Below are 16,665 nucleotides of genomic sequence, written 5' to 3' on the forward strand. Positions count from 1 at the left end.
AAATCGTTTTTAGTGGTGTGAATCCATAGTGTCACAATGCATTAATTTCTCTTCTTTTTTCTTAACAGGCTGTGTTTTTAAGCCTTTGTTTTTTTCTTGAAGCATTAAGTTTGTGAGTTCACTTTTTTCTTTTTTAATAGCTTCACGCATTTGTTGATCTCTAGCTAAATCAAAATAGGTTATTCCTTCAATAATCGTTTTTTCAGCTTTAGCATAAATAGATAACGGATGATCGCTCCATAAGACCACATCGGCATCTTTTCCAACTTTTAAACTTCCAACGCGGTCATCAAGATGTAAAAGCTTTGCAGGATTTAACGTCACAAATTTTAAAGCCTCTTCTTCACTAACGCCACCATATTTTACAGATTTTGCTGCTTCTTGATTTAAACGACGCGACATTTCAGCATCATCACTATTAATAGCGACGGTAACACCAGCATTATGCATAATAGCTGCATTATAAGGAATGGCATCATTTACTTCATATTTGTAAGCCCACCAATCGCTAAATGTAGAACCACCAACTCCATGTGCTTTCATTTTATCAGCCACTTTATAACCTTCAAGGATGTGCGTAAATGTGTTAATTCTAAAATCGAATTGCTCGGCAACTTTCATCAGCATATTAATTTCACTTTGTACATAAGAATGACAAGAAATAAAACGCTCACCATTCAGAATTTCAGCAAGTGTTTCCATTTCGGCATCATGTCGGTATGGTTTACCGCTTTTCTTTAATTCGTCATAAGCTTTTGCTCTTGTAAAATAATCGACAAATACCTGTTCAACACCCATTCGCGATTGTGGGAAACGCGAATTAGTTCTGCTTCGCGATTGCTTTACGTTTTCACCCAAAGCAAACTTGATAAACTTGGGAGAATTATCATAGATTAAATCGTCAGCAGCTTCTCCCCATTTTAATTTAATAATTGCAGAGCGTCCACCAATAGGATTGGCTGAGCCATGTAAAATTTGAATGGAGGTCACTCCACCTGCCAAATTGCGATAGATATTAATGTCTTCATCATTTACAACATCTTCAATAGTCACTTCTGCTGAAGAATTTTGACCTCCTTCATTTATTGAAGCGGCTGCAATATGCGAATGTTCATCAATAATACCAGCCGTAATATGTTTTCCTGTAGCATCAATAACTTTTGCGTTTTTACTCGATAGGTCTTTTCCTATTTTGGAAATTTTACCGTCCTTAATTAAGACATCAGTTTGTTCTAAAACACCTTCTTTTTCATTTGTCCAAACCGTTGCATTTTTGAATAATAAAGTTTCCGATTTTGGTTTCTCAGTAAATCCGTAAGCTAAATTAGGATAGGTGATAGGACTCATAAAAGGCGTCTCTATAGCATCATTAGCTTTCTTTTTGTCGTCTTTTTTATTGGTGTCTTCTTTGGCCACTTTATTTGCAAAAAAGGATAGTTCATTACCATTAGGTAAAATAGCCTTACCGTTTAAAGTATTGTTGTTTGCTGCGTTAGCTATAATTCTAACGTATGCTTTTTTTGTGCTATCAGCAGTTTTGAACGTCAGATTAACCCAGTTATCTGAGTAGTTCATTTTTGTACCTAAAGTTTGGTCACCACTTTCAAGTTTAGCTGTTGGTTTACTTGTGCTTCCAGAAATGGTAAGTTTATAATCATTTCCAGCGAGTTTAAAATTGTAATCGCCATCAATGTCTTTTGTATTCATATTGGCTATAATATGTGGTGTGCCTTGTACCCAATTTTCAAAAAGTTTAGTTTTCTTTTCGAAAATGTCTCCATCAGTAATTAAGAAATTGGCATAGCTTCCCGTTTTTAAAGTGCCTAAAACATCTGATTTTCCTAATAATGACGCCGGAATAGTGGTTAAAGCTTCTAATGCTTTTTGTTTAGAAAGCCCATTTTCAATCGCTTTCATTAAATTAGAAGAAAAGCTTTTATTCGATTTTAAACCATGTGTGGTTAACGCGAATTTGATACCGTTTTCAGCCAATAATCTTGGGTTATGAGGTTCTTGATTCCAAGCACGCATATCACTTAAAGACAATGTGCTAGCTAAGAATGGATCATCAACATCATAAGCCAATTGAAAATCTATGGGAAGAATAATGGTGGCGTTTGTGCGTTTGATTTCATCAATACGTTCGTATTCATCTCCACCACCAACAATGGTATATTGAATATTAAAAGCATCTCCAACTTTATCTGCTCGCATCAAATTAGCTCTGCTGCCAGCTTCAAAAATTTGAAGTAAGTTTTTGTTTTTGTTTAGAGCTTCTAATGATAAGTCTTTGGTATCAATATGTCCTGCTTCATACCATTTGGCATCATTATACATTTGACGCAATAAAGCCATGCTGCCCATAATTGAAGATGGGTACGATTGGCGAGATCTTACACTTTTACGAAATGATAAATGTTGTGTAGTTTCACCATCAACAACACGCATAGCATTGTCCGCATTATTGTTAAGTGCAATTAAAGCACCTGTGCCTCTAACAACACCATCTGGCATGTGTGTATTTACAACACCAAAGCCTAATTTGTGTAGCTCTGATGCCGATTTTGCATCATATTTAAAACTTGCCATAACGTCTTGTTCTGGCATAATATGGTCGTTCCAATAATAGCCACTTCGGCTTGCTCCATATTGTGGACCGCTGCCACCACGTTTGGGTTTTTCTACACCAAAAGTGGTATACATATCAATGAAAGACGGATAAATGGTTTTTCCTGAAAGATCAATCTTTGTTGTATTCTTCGGAATGTTTACTGATTTTCCAACACTCACCACTTTACCATCCTTAATGAGGAGCGTGGCATTGTCTATTATTTCGGTTGGTGATACGTGAATTGTAGCATTTGTAAATGCTGTGTAGTTAGAGTTGTTTGCAATGACTCCAGAATTGCTCGGAAAGTAATCTTGTGCAAATAACGAAAAACTGCACATAAAAATGAGCAGCCGTAAATGAACTTTAATCATATGGTTTTGGTTGGTTAGATTGAATTCTAAAGATAGGAATTATAGCTAAATAGGTATTCATTATTTGAATACTTTAACATTTTCTAAGTAGAATTCATGTTGTATTAATGAGCTAGATGGCCATTTAACGTTTAATAAAGTTTAAGCCTATTGCTGAAATTTAACTAAAATGTTGAATGTTTGGATTGTCCCCTTGAGGGGACTTTAGGGGTGTTGTTTTAAGGATTAATTCACAATTGTTTGTCCTCATAATAATTAACCAATAGAGCAACGACATAACTGTAGCTTTTCATACCAGCAGATTGATTGTTTGCTTTTAAGAAACTATCAAACGTTTTTTCGAAAATAGGTTCTATTGGATTTTCGTAAGACTTCCAGAAATCTTGGACCTCTTGGTAGTTCTTTAAAATACCTTTATTTATCGTAGGAAGGATAGCGATGTAAAGATCTGGTTCTCTATTGTATATTTCAGCTAAGCAATACCGGAGTGCAAATGTGTGACCTGAGTATTTAAAATAGATATCGTCATTATGAATGGCAGCGAGACTTCCTATAAAATTCGCTTCATTTTCGGCGGCATAACCGAGTTGATGTGCCGCTTCATGACAAGCTGTGGTTGGAAACTTGTAGGAAGATATTAAACCGTTCACTTGAGCTTCATTTGTAAACGGATTTAGATACCCTGAAAATCCCATATAAGTTAGAGGTAAGCTATAGATTGATTTTTTGATGCTTTTGGGATGATAATCCAGATGCGGGTAGACTTCTGAAAGTGCACTGTAACCCTCTTTTACCTTACTTAAAATTTCAGATTTAGTATAAGGTAACTCAACTTTTAAAGTATCGTTTTTTGCTAATTGAAGGTGTAGGTTATTCGATTTTTGAATTAATTTTTCTGTAAACGAAATCAGTTGTTCTGTGGTATAATCTGCCTCAAGATTTAAGGATTTGTACAGTGGTTGTCTGTAATAATTGAATGCCCAAAGGATATGAAATGCAAAATAAGCGATTGATAAGGTTGCGCCAATATCGAGGAACCAATTTAAGGTGTCTTTAATGATGCGTTTCCGATTTATAATTAACCATCGTATTATATAAATTCCTACAAGTGTGTATAATATATCTCCAACCGAAAAAGGGATCCAGCCAAAAACATAGCGACTGAGTTTAGATAAGAACACGTACAGTCCATTGCTGTAAAATTGCTCAACAAATTCGGGATAATGCTTCAGTATAGCAATTAAAGCAATTTGAATTCCTAAGAATATAACTAAACCTAATTTTTTGTTTTTGAGCATAGACCAAAAATAGGAAAAAGATAGGATTGATTTATGGTTTTTCTTCTATAGAAATAGAACTGTAATGAGATTCTGAAACAAGTTTAAAATGACCACATAGAGTTATCCTTATTTTGTAAATTTGCTTTTTTAAAATTATATAAATATGAGTTCAGAAATAAGAGCCTTAGAGCCAAAAGAATTATGGAATAAATTTGCAGATTTAAATGCTGTACCACGTCCTTCAAAAAAGGAAGAGCGTGTGATTCAATTCATGAAGGATTTTGGACAAAACTTAGGTTTAGAAACGATAGAAGATGAGGTTGGTAATGTAATTATCCGTAAGCCAGCATCAAAAGGTATGGAAGACCGAAAGCCTATTGTGATGCAATCGCATTTAGATATGGTACATCAAAAAAATAACGATACGGTGTTTAATTTTGATGAGCAAGGTATTGAAATGTATGTTGAAGGCGACTGGGTAAAAGCAAAAGGTACAACTCTTGGTGCCGATAATGGTCTTGGTGTAGCAACAATTATGGCTATTTTAGAAAGTGATACAATTGCACATCCAGCACTTGAAGCGTTGTTTACTATTGATGAGGAGACAGGAATGACAGGTGCTAAAGGATTAAAAGGAGGTTTACTTAAAGGTGAGATTCTTTTAAATCTAGATACCGAAGAGGATGATGAAATTGGTGTGGGTTGTGCTGGTGGAGTAGATGTTACTGCAACACGCGAGTATAAAGAAGAAGAAACTCCAGAATTTAAAATTGGGTATACAATTACTGTAAAGGGCTTACAAGGAGGGCACTCAGGAATGCAAATTCACGAAGGCTTAGGTAATGCTAATAAACTAATGAACCGTTTGTTATTTGATGGTTTTGAAGATTATGGACTTCGTATCTCTGAAATTGATGGAGGAAGTTTACGTAATGCTATTCCTAGAGAAAGTAATGCAACTGTTGCAATTGATGCGGTACACGAAGCTGCTTTTGAAGCGGAAATGAAAGCTAAAGCTGATGAGCTTAAGTTTGAATTTAAAACTATGGAACCTGATTTAGAAGTTGTTGTTTCTAAAACTGAGACTCCAGAGAAAATAATGGATTTAGGTGTGCAAGAAGGCTTAACAAGAGCATTATATGCTGCATGGAATGGTGTATATCGTATGAGTCCGGATATTGAAGGCTTAGTAGAAACGTCTAATAATATCGCTAGAGTTATTGTAAAAGAGGGGCATATAAAAATTGGTTGTTTAACTCGTAGTTCTGTAGAAAGTACAAAACAAGACTTAGCAAATACCTTGCGTGCTGTTTTTGAACTTACAGGTTGTGAGGTTGAGTTTTCTGGTGATTATCCAGGTTGGGCACCAAATATGGATTCTGATATTTTAAAACTAATGGTGCCAATTTATGAGCGTTTAAATAATGGAGAGAAGCCACATGTTGCTGCTTGCCATGCAGGCTTAGAATGTGGGATTTTAGGAACAAACTATCCAAACATGGATATGATTAGTTTTGGACCAAATATTAAAGGTGCCCATTCTCCAGATGAGCGTGCACAAATTTCTTCTGCTCAAAAGTATTGGAAATTTGTATTAGAGATTTTAGAAAATATTCCTAAAGCTTAATTATAAAGGATCATAAATTTCACTTTATTGTTTTTTTAGTAAAGACAATATTGAAATTAGAGCAAAAAAAGACCTGTTAAGTTCTAAACTTAACAGGTCTTTTTATATTATTCAGTTATAGTAACTATTTTTTAATTCCAGCTAATTCAATGTCAAAAACAAGGTTAGCATTTCCAGGTATTACAGGAGGATTTCCTCTTTCTCCATAACCTAAATAGTAAGGAATATAAACTCTTGCTTTGTCACCTATTTTCATATGTAACATAGCTTCTCTAAAACCTGCTATTAAGGTCGCTGTTTCGTTGTAAGGCATGTCAAAAGATGTATAACGACCAGCTTTATCAATTCGTTCGTCATATTTTCCATTTTTTTCAGCGACATCTTTCCAAGTGGTCCAGAACAACTCTCCGTTTTCTAAATAACCAGCACATTCGATATTGACACGATCTGTAGATTTTGGTGTAACACCATTACTCTCGTGAGTAAATATCATAGCCATTCCTGTTGGAGACTCAATTTTACGTCCTTTAAGTTCTTCGTTCTTTTTTAAGAACTCGGTTTTTGTTAAATCAGCTTTTGCTTTTGCTTCTAGTCTTTCTTTTTCAGCTTTTGCTTCTTTTTCAGCTTTAGCGATAGCTGCTCTTTCTTTAATTTTTGGTAATTCTTCTGTAAATACTTTAGGAGCATCGAATTTTTTTGCGGTTGAACCAATTCTTATGATATTTACTTTTGTAATAACCACATCTTCAAGTGGTTTGCTAGATCGAGGTTCTACTTTTACATTAGATATAGTATCTAATACTGTTAATCCTTTTACTAATTCACCAAAAACAGAATGGCAATATACTCTTGGGTTTGCACAATCTTTTAAGTTTCCTTCAGCATCGTAACCATCTAGCCATGGAGTTGCTTTTTCAGTGATATAGAATTGACTTCCATTAGAGTTAATACCAGAATTGGCCATAGATAATATTCCTGGTTTATCATGTTGCAATTCCTGTACAAGTTCATCTTCAAATTTATAACCAGGATCACCAGTTCCTGAAGCTGTTGGGTCACCTCCTTGAATCATGAAATTATTCATTACTCGGTGAAATGTTAATCCATCATAAAAAGGCTTTCCTTTAAATTCTTCTTTAACTAAGGGATGATTTCCTTCTGCTAAAGCTACAAAGTTAGCGACTGTAACAGGTGCTTTTTCAAAAAATAGTTTTGCAACCATCGTATCTTTTGATGTTACAAATTCGGCATAAATTCCATCTCCTAAATCAGAATAACGTTCTTGGCAGGATATATTTACCAATACTAATAGTACAACGAATGCGGTAAGTGCTTTTTTAATCATTTTTTTCAATTATAGTGTTTAAAGTTACTTCACAAATTAAAGGAATGTTAGTTCCTATTTTATATTCATCTCCATAATAGCCAAATGCTTTTTGAGATGGAAAAATAAAAGTTGCTGTTTCAGATGGCTTCAAAAGTTTTAAGCCTTCACGTAAACCGGTGAACAATTCTTCTTTGTCCATAACATAGGTTTTGGTGGTCTTAGCATAAATTTCATCTCCTTCGATATTAGAGACATCGTATGTAAAATTTATAACACTACCAAATTGGGGTTGTATAGTGTCACTCTCAATTTTTGTATTGTAATAATACCAAAATCCACTTTCTGAAGCGATATAATTTTTATTAGGATTACTTTTTATAATGTCTTGAATTTGCTGACGTTCGTGCTCGTTTAGCTTTTTATTACGCTCGGCAGAGGCTTTTAAGAAAGAACCCGATTGTACAGATTCTGGCATTCGTGCTTCTGGCGATTTACAGCTAAAACACAGCGTAGATAAGATGAATATTAAGAGTAGGTTTTTCATATTAATTAATTTATTGTCCGTTATGGGCTTAGGACAAATCTTGTTTATATTGTGGTAATATACTAATAAATTTATTTATGGTGGTTTGCATATCGTCTTCACTGCGTCCTCCTGCTGCATTTGTATGACCGCCTCCATTAAAATATGCTCTCGAAAATTCATTTACTGAAAAATCACCTTTACTACGTAAGGATATCTTTATGATATTGTCTTGTTTGTTTTCAATAAAAATGGCCGCAAATATAATTCCTTTTAAGGATAATGCATAATTTACAAAGCCTTCAGTATCTCCCTTTTTAAAGTTAAATTCGTCTAACTCGGCCTGAGATAAGGTGATGTAAGCTGTTCGTAATTCTGGAATGACTTTTAGGTTTTGCATTGCTCTTCCTAATAATTGTAAACGACTATAGCTATTAGTGTCGTATATATTATTATGTATTTGAGAATTATCGGCACCTTTATCTATTAAATGTCCAATAACAGCATGTGTTTTACTTGTGGTTGCAGGAAAGCGGAAAGAGCCTGTGTCTGTCATGATCCCAACATACAAACATGTTGCAATAGTAGCGTTTATTTTGTCAGTATCACTAAGCATTTCAATGAAATTATAGACCATTTCACAAGTTGAAGACATGTTTACATCAGAATACATAAATGTAGCATAATCATCTGGTTGCTGGTGGTGATCTATCATTATTTTAATTGCTGAGGATTTTTCTAAAACGTCAGCCATTTGATGACCAGCTCTATGAAAAGCATTAAAATCTAAGGTAAAAATGATGTCAGCCTTATCAATAAGAAGGTTGCTTTCTGCTTGTTGTGATTCAAATTTTAAAACGGTATCATCTCCAGGTAACCACTTTAAAAAATCGGGATAATCGTTAGGTGCAATAACTGTGGCATCATGATTATGAAGTTTTAAATAATGATACAATGCCAAAGTAGAACCCATAGCATCACCATCTGGATTTCTATGAGGAACAATAACGATGTTTTTAGGTGTGCTTAAAAGCGCTTTTATTTTGGTAATCTGTGTGTTATTCATAAGTTGCGAAGATACATTTTTTAGATATTTTGATGTGTACTTTTAATATGAAATTAATAACTTGATTATGTTTTTTAATGGCTCTAGATACGAAATTTTAGAAAGTATAGTTTTATTAAAATAGAGGGTAGAGGCTCTTCATTTTTGATGATTTGTTATAACGAGTGGGTTTTTTTAATGATTTTTAATTTTGAAAATGCTTTTTAGTATTAGACGTTGTATTGGTATGTCTTTATAATATGTACGCCTTGAAAGTTACTTGTATTGGGGCTGATTTTTAGAAAAAAAGCAAACGGACATTTAGTTATATGGTAACATATATTTAATAATAACAGCACTTGATTAATTAAAGAAATACATTACTTTTGCACTTCATTAAAAAAAAATACATGGCAACTAACAGAACATTTACAATGTTAAAGCCTGATGCTGTTGAAAAAGGACACATTGGCGCAATATTAGAGAAAATTTCAGCTTCAGGATTTAGAATCGTAGCAATGAAATTAACACAAATGACTACAGCAGATGCTGAAGAATTTTACGCAATACACAACGAACGTCCATTTTTTGGAGAGTTAGTAGAATATATGACTCGAGGACCAATCGTTGCTGCTGTTTTAGAAAAAGATAATGCAGTTGAAGATTTTAGAACTTTAATTGGTGCTACTAATCCTGCTGATGCAGCTGAAGGAACTATCCGTAAATTATATGCAGCTTCTATTGGAGAAAATGCTGTTCACGGAAGTGATAGTGATGAGAATGCAGCTATTGAAAGTGCTTTTCATTTTGCAGGAAGAGATATGTTTTAAATTAAAACATGATTATAATATTGAAAAAGACCGTCTTTTAAAGATGGTCTTTTTTTGTTTAATTTAACCTGTATAGAATAGTCGCGTTTATAGAGTATTATTGATGGTGGTAGGTGTGTTGTTATTTGTCATCCAATGTTTTTATTAGTCCAAAGCATAATTGGTCAATATTTCCCATCTCTTTGTTATATGCTGAAACATTAGATAAAATGATTATTCCATTTCTATTTTCTATATCTAAAGCCATTGAAGAGCTATACCCACCAGTTCCGCCATTATGCCAAATGAGTTCACGACCATTTTTCCTTTTTAGAATATGCCAGCCTAGTCCAATGCTCATATTTTTATTGACTTTAAATGTTGGCTTTTGTGTAAGAGTTAATTCGTTATTGTTATCATTAAATTGAGCTAAAGCAAATTTAGATAAATCTTCTACGGTTGAAAAAATGGCTCCACCACCAGCTAAAGCATCAAAATCCCAATTTGCGGTTGTTTTTCCGTTAGGCTTTAAGCCTTTAACCAAGTTAGATGTTATGTTTTCCTTTTTACTTGTAGAGTTTGTCATTTTATATTTTTCAAATAGTTTCTCTTGCAGTAAGTTTTCATAAGAAGTATTAGAAATTATTGCTAACTCAAACCCTAAAATTCCTGCGCCAAGATTAGAATATTCGTACTTAATTCCTGGATCTTGATTTAATTTAATTTTGCTGGTTAAATAATCCGTTAGTTTCTCTTTATCGTAATCTTTATAAGGATTGTCTTGGTCTACTAACAAAAGGTGTAGGTTGGAAGGTAATCTTGGAAGTCCAGACGTATGATTAGCAAGTGCCTTAAAGGTTATTGTTTTATCGGTATTAATTTTAAAGTCTAAGTAATCTTGAATATTATCTTCTAACTTTAATTTTTGGTCTGTAACAAAATTTGAAAGTAGAGTTGCCGTAAACACTTTAGTTATAGAGCCTATTTCAAAAACATCCTTGTAGTTTTCAATTAATTGAATTGTGTCATTTCTATTTTCGACTCCAATAAAATCAATTTTGCCATTTTTTATCAGCGCAATAGAAAGTTGTGTGTTCTTTGGAAATGATTTAGTGTTTTTATAAATGAGTTCAGATTGCTCTTTAGTAATTTCGTCAGTAGACATTTCCATTCCATTTTTAGCTATTGTTGATTGTCCATTTGAGCAACTCGATAATACCAGTCCGATTAATGCGGTTAAATATGATTTCATTTTACTGTTTTTTGTACCTATTGTAAAGATAGAATTTATATGGTTTGTTTTACCTGTTTGCTAGGTTTGGTTGTAGCGTGTTTAGGAAACTTAATTATAAGGTGTTGTAGCTGTTTTTTTATTTTCAACTTGATCTTTTAATTCTCGATTAAATGTAGGGAAGAATTTGACCGTTAAATTTGCGACTTTTTTGGCAGACATGTCTTTGTTTCCTAATCCATTAAAATCATCAGATTGTATAAAACGTGTTTGGTCATTAGATATTTTCTCTACTCTGAATCTATGATTGTCAGTCAATCCTTTAAAACTACCTTCCATCGAGTCAGACCAACCAAATTCCACCATTTCTTCATAAATAAAAACATGTGGAGTGTCAAATGTTTTTCCATCTACTAAATAGGAAATAATGACTTTTCCTTTGTGATGAATGTTCCCATTAATACCTACAAGGGTGCTGCTCCATTTTGAAATATTATTCCAATCGGTTAAAACTTTCCATACGGTTTCAACTGGCGCATTAATTACAATATCTGTATATGTTTGCCAGTGATTATGAGTCAGTTTTCTAACTTCTATATTCTCTACTATTTTTTTAATAATTTTTTAATTATTGTTTTAAACTTCAAACCTTCTGATAGTTGATGAACCACTAAATCTGCTAGACATAAATTGTCCATCATCAGAAATGGCTAGAATTGTAGGCTCATTTCCAATGAAAACTGTATTTACTAAGGTGTAATTATTGGGGTTATATACCTATGCTATTTTAATATTTGCTAAGGTATTTAAGCTCCTAATTTAGTAAATACAAACCAAATAGACACGAGCGTAGCGAACTGTGCGTAGCAAAAACCTGCAAGGATTTTTGTAAGTAGGCGATTACTAGTAATGAATTATACACGGTGTTCTACGCAGTTTTTTTTCAATTCGTAATAATAATTATTTCTATTTGCATTGTCTGGAAGTCCAGCAACTTGTCCATCTCCCAATTCCATTATTATCCAACCTCCATTTTTCTTTTTTGCAACGTCCATTGTAAAGAAATTACTTTCTATTCTCGAAGCAATTTTTTGGAAAAAATCAATATTTGGTTTTTCAGAATCATAATTGCCCTCGTCCCAATAATTGAAAATTTGAACCACTTTTTTATTTAAGAAAACAATTCTAAACTCTTTAGTTAATGGCATTTTGCTTTTTGAGTGTTCAGTTAGAAATTCTAATTCTATATACTCTCTGAATACAATTCCCTCGTTCAAATATTCTCCTCGTAATTCAATAAATCGGTTGACTATTTCTTGAACTATGTTTTTTTTAGATGCGTTTGGTATAAAACAAGCGTCATTCCAATTATGTTTTTCCGATTTTACATAATCTTTTACAATTATTGGCTTATTTCTAAATTCATTTGATAATTCTAAAATACTGTTTTCGGAAATGTCTTTAGTCCAATTCGATTTTGGCGTTTCGTCAATTATTTTGTCATAAGATTCTGGTAAGTAATGACAATGTTTGTATTCCTTTGGATTGTTAATCAACTGAATATTCTTTTTTAAAAGTCCATTGTAAAACTGTTCGTAAATTTTTGGTGTCATCATCCAACCACGATAAATACCTAATTCTATTTTTTCACAAGTTTTAATGTATTTCAGAGCATTTTTTATATTTCCATCTTCTATTTCTTCAAAGCTGAATACTTCAGTTTCAAATCCGTTTTCTTTCGCAGAATTAAATTCAGATTCATAGTCAGGTTCGACTATTTTATTATCAATTACGCTGTCGTTAAATATGATTTTCATTGGCTTGGCAAATTGCGTAGAACGGTTTTGTGCTTTCGTTATTTCATAGTTTCACTTATTGAGAGATCAGTAATTTCAGTTAATAAAATCTTTGCTTCTCTATATTTTTTTTCTAATGAACGCGCATTGAAGATATTGTTTTCTATTTCATTTTCAAACTGAACTTCTTGTAATAAATCTAAATTATTAATATCAAATTTAGAATTTCGAGTAGTGTCTTTATAAAAGTCAACGTTCACTATTGAGCCTTTTGTCTTAATAATATTTAATGGACCTTCATTTGATATTTCTAGTGCATGTTGCCATTCTAGTATGTCTTCATAAAGCCTTTCCCACTTATATAACAACCCCTTTAGTTTTACGTCTTTAATGTCAGATAATTTTCCTGAATTTTTAATTTCATTTAAAGTAAATGTACTTGGGTTCCAGGTTGGTATCTCAATAGCTTCAAATAAAAGACTATCAATATTAAATTCGGGAAAATCAATTTTTTCCTTTCCAAAATAAGTTAGTAATTCGTTACCTGCTGAAATTTTTCTTTTGATGCGAATTAAATCTGTTTCTAACTCTTTTAAATTGGTTGTAAACTCATTGTGTAGATTTTCTGTAAGAATTTTTAAAGATTTCTTTTCGTTTCTATTTTCATTCCAATTATTTATTTGAAGCGCAATTAAAATCCCAATTACTACAAGTATTATTTCTCCGATTGCATATTTAAAATACTTTCCAGTTTTGTTTTCCCTGAGTAAGTTTTGGCGAATTTTTCTGAAGAATTTTATCATTGGTTATTGGTTAGTCGTAATGAAGCTCAACGTGTTGTGTATGGTTTTCTTCATCTGTTCGCTGCGCTTGAGTGTGGCGTGGTTAAGCAACTAATTTAGCAAATAAAAACCGAATAGAATATTTTGCGAGGGTTTTTGTAAGTAGGCTAGAACTGTCAATAAATTATATATGGTGTTAGCAGTTGTTTTTTATTCAAACCTTTAAATTTATATCAAGGTTCTTTTTCATTTCTTTAAATTCACTTTTGCTTAATGGTCCATTAATTTTCAATTCTTTTTTCTCGATGATATAATAATTTTCCTTATTCGCTTTCATTTTTTGAATTGATGAAGTATTTTCTATAAGTTCGCTTGTGAATTTTTTAGAATAAATACTATTATTTTCCGATTCGTCTAATTTCGCTAAATAGTTCTCATTTAGGTCAAGATATTTTTTGTCATACGTGAAGTATGTTTTAGGCAAAAACATCATATTTTCAATTAAGCGAGAAGTCTGTTTGATGTCGAAGTTCTGTTTTACAACAATGAAATCAGAATTATATTCATAGTTATCAATATCAGATAGGATAACAGGAATTTTTTCATTATTCTCAAGTCGATAAATTCCATTTCCGCTAAAAGTTGTTACATCGAAAACTATTTCTTGAAATGGAATGTAATAGAAATTGTTTCCAAGATTAATTTCTTCTTCATTGTTACAAGAGAATAAAAAAAGAGAAACTAATAAACACAAAAAAAATACTTTTAGTTTTCATTCGTTTTTCACGTTTTTTGTAGATAGCTTTTCAAATTTCATATTTTCAGGAATTGAGTAAGTAATTGCTGCTAACGGTCTCGTGTATGAGTAGTAGCGAATTTATACTCAATAACTTTTCAGTTTTGCACGAATCTTTATTTTATGTTTATACTTTCGTTTTATCACTTAAACCGCTATTACTTAATACATATTGTTGTAGTGCGTTTTTTATTTCAGATTATAATTTTTCAATTCATTTTTCAATTCCTCAAGAGAATTTGGTTCAACAATTTGAGTGTCAATTATAAATTCCGTGTTTTGTGTAATCAGTTTTAAATCTCCAGCAAATTCCTTTATAGATTTTATTTCGGCTAGTTTTATTTTTTTTGGAAATAGACTGTTTTTTATTAATTCTCCGTTTTTTAGAGTCAGATATTGTTTTTTGTTTTCAAAGTAATAAATTATAAACATAAAAATTCCAGCTCCTATTTGTCCAATTCCGATAGATGCGAGTGAAATTTCTTTCCATTCTGAAGTAATAAAAGATATCAAAACGAGAATAATTCCGATTGCTACAAAGAATATTCCCATTCTTGAATTACTTCTTAATCTCTCTTTTGTATATCTGATTTTCGTCATTTCTTATATGTTTGCCAGCCGTTATTGCGCTTACACGTTGTTGTAGTACGTTTTTTTATTCAACTATTATTTTCAATTCTTTGGTTTCAAAGGATTTGCCTTCAATTCCATAGACTGTTCTGCAATTTCCTTTGACTAAAATATTCGGATTTTCAATCAGATAGCTTTTGTCTATTTTATCCTTTATTTTCAAGTCAGATATTTCGAAAATTATTTCGTTTTCCGATTCGTAAATTGTTCCCAAAAGCTTTTTTTCAAATGGCCTTTCCTTTGTTATAGTAAATTCATCAATATATTCACTATCGTCTCCAGTTAAACTTGGTCCTTCAATGAAAGTTTTTTTTAATTCCTGATGAAATCCAAGTTGTTCGCCTTTTGATAAAAATGAAATCTCAATGTTATTCAGATTTTTATAAATTCTGATAGTTTTTTCCGCTTCGATTGGTACAATACGAATAGTCAATTCAAAGTTGTCATTTAGCAGATAGGTTTCTTTGTCAAATTCCAAGTACAGATTGGTCTTTTCAAAATCGTTTTTTGAACAACTGAATCCTAAAATTGAAATCAGAAATATTGTTAAGGTATTCTTCATTTTCAAAATGTACTACAACGGTTTTTTGTATGATTTCGTTGCGTGTTTAAGCACTAAAATTAGCAAATAAATCACAGATAGAAAGTCTGCGAGGACTTTCGCAAGTAGGCAAGAAGCCAGCAATAAATTATATACGGTGTTAGCCACTGGCTTTTTCCGTTTCTATTTTATGTCCGATTTCAATTAAGAATTCACGCATTAATTCATAAGTTTTGAAATCAGCATTGATGTGATTAAACAATTCAGTTTCCATATATTCACAGCTTAAACAAATATTCAATTGTTGAACAAGATTTTCATTTTTGTCATAAAATAAAATTGCATCTCGATAAATTGGTGCACACATCCAATTCGGAATATCTTTTATTTCTGTTTTCAGAATCTCAATCAAACGTTTTGATTTAGAATCTGTTTTTTCAATTCGGTTTATCTTTTCTGCTGAAAAATGAAATTGTCCTTTTTCATTGATAATTACTTGAGTGAAATTCAATAATTCATTTAATTCAGACAAGCGATTTTTCTGCGTTTTATTTCCGCCATTTTTGGATTTTATATTAGCAAATTCAGATTCTAAAGATTTTATTTTTCCCTCAAACTTTTCTCCTCGCTGAAGAGAATAAGTTTCAAAGTATTCAAAATCAATATTTTCAATAAATTCCGATGATTTTTTATATGTGTAGTTCGGTTTCATTGCTTGTGGCTAACGGTTTTGTGTATGATTAGTGGCGTGTTTAAGCACCTAATTTAGTAAATAAAAACTGAATAGAAAATCCGAGAGGATTTTCGTAAGTAGGCTAGAACCTAGCAATTAATTATACACGGCTTAAGTTTGTAATTCATTAAATTTAATTAATAATCAGAAAGAACAAAAGAGAGCATTAAGGTTACTATACACGGTGAAGCATTAGACTTCGGCAACATTGATAATCCTCTCTCTTTTACTACTTAAACTTCGTTCAGTTCTGTGAGACCTAGATCTCGTTTTCAAGTTGTTGAAATATGAGTAATGTTGTTCTTTCCAAATTTCAAGTTGTTATGACTAAAGATAGAAAAATTTATGGTATTCTTGTGTTTTTAGCAGCCTTTTCAGCCTATAAATATAACCGAGGCTGCAAAGCCTTATATGATAGAATTGTAGCTAAAGGAAAGCGTGCAAAATTAGCATTAATAGCGGTAGCGAATAAGTTGCTAAAACAGGCCCGGATTGCCTTATGATGAAAACTATGTTTCAAAATTAGCTTAAAGTTACTTGTTTTTTTACTCAGTTCTTTGTTA

Annotated in this window: 15 protein-coding genes and 1 pseudogene; 3 read left to right on the forward strand and 13 right to left on the reverse strand. The window is 32.2% G+C overall.

The features are described 5' to 3' along the window. Positions 1-9 precede the first annotated feature (9 nt). Both VDP25_RS03985 and VDP25_RS03990 read right to left on the reverse strand, forming a co-directional pair. Entirely contained in the window at positions 10-2,982 is a 2,973-nt protein-coding gene (locus VDP25_RS03985; protein WP_334467154.1) for an amidohydrolase family protein, read from the reverse strand. A gap of 230 nt (positions 2,983-3,212) precedes the next feature. Further along, the gene (locus tag VDP25_RS03990; RefSeq protein ID WP_334467156.1) at positions 3,213-4,280 is read right to left on the reverse strand and encodes a DUF3810 domain-containing protein; all 1,068 of its coding nucleotides are present in this window, start codon (positions 4,278-4,280) and stop codon (positions 3,213-3,215) included. Between the two features lie 145 nt (positions 4,281-4,425). Here VDP25_RS03990 and VDP25_RS03995 point away from each other — a divergent pair, with 145 nt between their 5' ends. Then, positions 4,426-5,889, forward strand: coding sequence for an aminoacyl-histidine dipeptidase (locus VDP25_RS03995; protein ID WP_334467158.1), 1,464 nt, complete (start codon positions 4,426-4,428; stop codon positions 5,887-5,889). Positions 5,890-6,013: 124 nt separating this feature from the next. On the opposite strand, the gene VDP25_RS04000 is transcribed toward VDP25_RS03995, so the two are convergent. From VDP25_RS04000 to VDP25_RS04010, 3 genes are read right to left on the reverse strand one after another with little or no spacing between them, the layout of a single operon-like run. Then, complete coding sequence (locus VDP25_RS04000; protein ID WP_334467160.1) at positions 6,014-7,234, reverse strand: peptidylprolyl isomerase; 1,221 nt, start codon at positions 7,232-7,234, stop codon at positions 6,014-6,016. Further along, a complete protein-coding gene (gene gldI / locus VDP25_RS04005; RefSeq protein WP_334467162.1) occupies positions 7,227-7,760 on the reverse strand; it encodes a gliding motility-associated peptidyl-prolyl isomerase GldI in 534 nt (177 codons plus the stop codon). The genes VDP25_RS04000 and gldI overlap by 8 nt, the downstream gene beginning before the upstream one ends. A 28-nt stretch (positions 7,761-7,788) precedes the next feature. Beyond that, complete coding sequence (locus VDP25_RS04010; protein WP_334467163.1) at positions 7,789-8,805, reverse strand: DHH family phosphoesterase; 1,017 nt, start codon at positions 8,803-8,805, stop codon at positions 7,789-7,791. A gap of 389 nt (positions 8,806-9,194) precedes the next feature. Between VDP25_RS04010 and VDP25_RS04015 the strand changes: the two genes are divergently transcribed. Then, entirely contained in the window at positions 9,195-9,614 is a 420-nt protein-coding gene (locus tag VDP25_RS04015) for a nucleoside-diphosphate kinase (protein ID WP_092444097.1), read from the forward strand. Between the two features lie 121 nt (positions 9,615-9,735). Here VDP25_RS04015 and VDP25_RS04020 read toward each other — a convergent pair whose 3' ends face one another. The 8 genes from VDP25_RS04020 to VDP25_RS04055 all read right to left on the reverse strand — a co-directional run bounded on the left by VDP25_RS04020 (position 9,736) and on the right by VDP25_RS04055 (position 16,081). Next, on the reverse strand, positions 9,736-10,845 hold the full coding sequence (locus VDP25_RS04020; RefSeq protein ID WP_334467170.1) for a serine hydrolase domain-containing protein: 1,110 nt from the start codon (positions 10,843-10,845) through the stop codon (positions 9,736-9,738). Positions 10,846-10,935: 90 nt separating this feature from the next. Next, positions 10,936-11,445: an SRPBCC domain-containing protein gene (locus tag VDP25_RS17780; protein WP_418638501.1), complete on the reverse strand. Its 510-nt coding sequence runs from the start codon at positions 11,443-11,445 to the stop codon at positions 10,936-10,938. Between the two features lie 293 nt (positions 11,446-11,738). Then, positions 11,739-12,641, reverse strand: coding sequence for an ATP-grasp domain-containing protein (locus VDP25_RS04030; RefSeq protein WP_334467172.1), 903 nt, complete (start codon positions 12,639-12,641; stop codon positions 11,739-11,741). A 38-nt stretch (positions 12,642-12,679) separates the two neighbouring features. After that, entirely contained in the window at positions 12,680-13,423 is a 744-nt protein-coding gene (locus VDP25_RS04035; RefSeq protein ID WP_334467174.1) for a DUF6090 family protein, read from the reverse strand. A 193-nt stretch (positions 13,424-13,616) separates the two neighbouring features. Beyond that, positions 13,617-14,156 (reverse strand): hypothetical protein, encoded by a 540-nt coding sequence (locus VDP25_RS04040; protein WP_334467176.1) that lies wholly within the window; start codon positions 14,154-14,156, stop codon positions 13,617-13,619. A gap of 231 nt (positions 14,157-14,387) precedes the next feature. Next, complete coding sequence (locus tag VDP25_RS04045; protein ID WP_334467178.1) at positions 14,388-14,798, reverse strand: hypothetical protein; 411 nt, start codon at positions 14,796-14,798, stop codon at positions 14,388-14,390. Positions 14,799-14,853: 55 nt separating this feature from the next. Then, positions 14,854-15,390: a hypothetical protein gene (locus VDP25_RS04050; protein ID WP_334467180.1), complete on the reverse strand. Its 537-nt coding sequence runs from the start codon at positions 15,388-15,390 to the stop codon at positions 14,854-14,856. 139 nt (positions 15,391-15,529) lie between these two features. Continuing rightward, a complete protein-coding gene (locus tag VDP25_RS04055; protein ID WP_334467181.1) occupies positions 15,530-16,081 on the reverse strand; it encodes a hypothetical protein in 552 nt (183 codons plus the stop codon). Between the two features lie 374 nt (positions 16,082-16,455). Here VDP25_RS04055 and VDP25_RS04060 point away from each other — a divergent pair. Further along, positions 16,456-16,633 (forward strand): annotated as a pseudogene (locus VDP25_RS04060) (IS110 family transposase); the annotation flags it as partial. Between the last annotated feature and the right edge of the window lie 32 nt (positions 16,634-16,665).

Origin of the sequence: Winogradskyella sp. ECml5-4 (assembly GCF_036903175.1) — a bacterium.
Lineage (GTDB): Bacteria > Bacteroidota > Bacteroidia > Flavobacteriales > Flavobacteriaceae > Winogradskyella > Winogradskyella damuponensis.

What these genes read in the sequence shown, in the direction of transcription:
- VDP25_RS03985 (WP_334467154.1), bottom strand. Translation starts at nt 2,982, where the DNA reads ATGATTAAAGTTCATTTACGGCTGCTCATTTTTATGTGCAGTTTTTCG.
- VDP25_RS03990 (WP_334467156.1), bottom strand. Translation starts at nt 4,280, where the DNA reads ATGCTCAAAAACAAAAAATTAGGTTTAGTTATATTCTTAGGAATTCAA.
- VDP25_RS03995 (WP_334467158.1), top strand. Translation starts at nt 4,426, where the DNA reads ATGAGTTCAGAAATAAGAGCCTTAGAGCCAAAAGAATTATGGAATAAA.
- VDP25_RS04000 (WP_334467160.1), bottom strand. Translation starts at nt 7,234, where the DNA reads ATGATTAAAAAAGCACTTACCGCATTCGTTGTACTATTAGTATTGGTA.
- gldI (WP_334467162.1), bottom strand. Translation starts at nt 7,760, where the DNA reads ATGAAAAACCTACTCTTAATATTCATCTTATCTACGCTGTGTTTTAGC.
- VDP25_RS04010 (WP_334467163.1), bottom strand. Translation starts at nt 8,805, where the DNA reads ATGAATAACACACAGATTACCAAAATAAAAGCGCTTTTAAGCACACCT.
- VDP25_RS04015 (WP_092444097.1), top strand. Translation starts at nt 9,195, where the DNA reads ATGGCAACTAACAGAACATTTACAATGTTAAAGCCTGATGCTGTTGAA.
- VDP25_RS04020 (WP_334467170.1), bottom strand. Translation starts at nt 10,845, where the DNA reads ATGAAATCATATTTAACCGCATTAATCGGACTGGTATTATCGAGTTGC.
- VDP25_RS04030 (WP_334467172.1), bottom strand. Translation starts at nt 12,641, where the DNA reads ATGAAAATCATATTTAACGACAGCGTAATTGATAATAAAATAGTCGAA.
- VDP25_RS04035 (WP_334467174.1), bottom strand. Translation starts at nt 13,423, where the DNA reads ATGATAAAATTCTTCAGAAAAATTCGCCAAAACTTACTCAGGGAAAAC.
- VDP25_RS04045 (WP_334467178.1), bottom strand. Translation starts at nt 14,798, where the DNA reads ATGACGAAAATCAGATATACAAAAGAGAGATTAAGAAGTAATTCAAGA.
- VDP25_RS04050 (WP_334467180.1), bottom strand. Translation starts at nt 15,390, where the DNA reads ATGAAGAATACCTTAACAATATTTCTGATTTCAATTTTAGGATTCAGT.
- VDP25_RS04055 (WP_334467181.1), bottom strand. Translation starts at nt 16,081, where the DNA reads ATGAAACCGAACTACACATATAAAAAATCATCGGAATTTATTGAAAAT.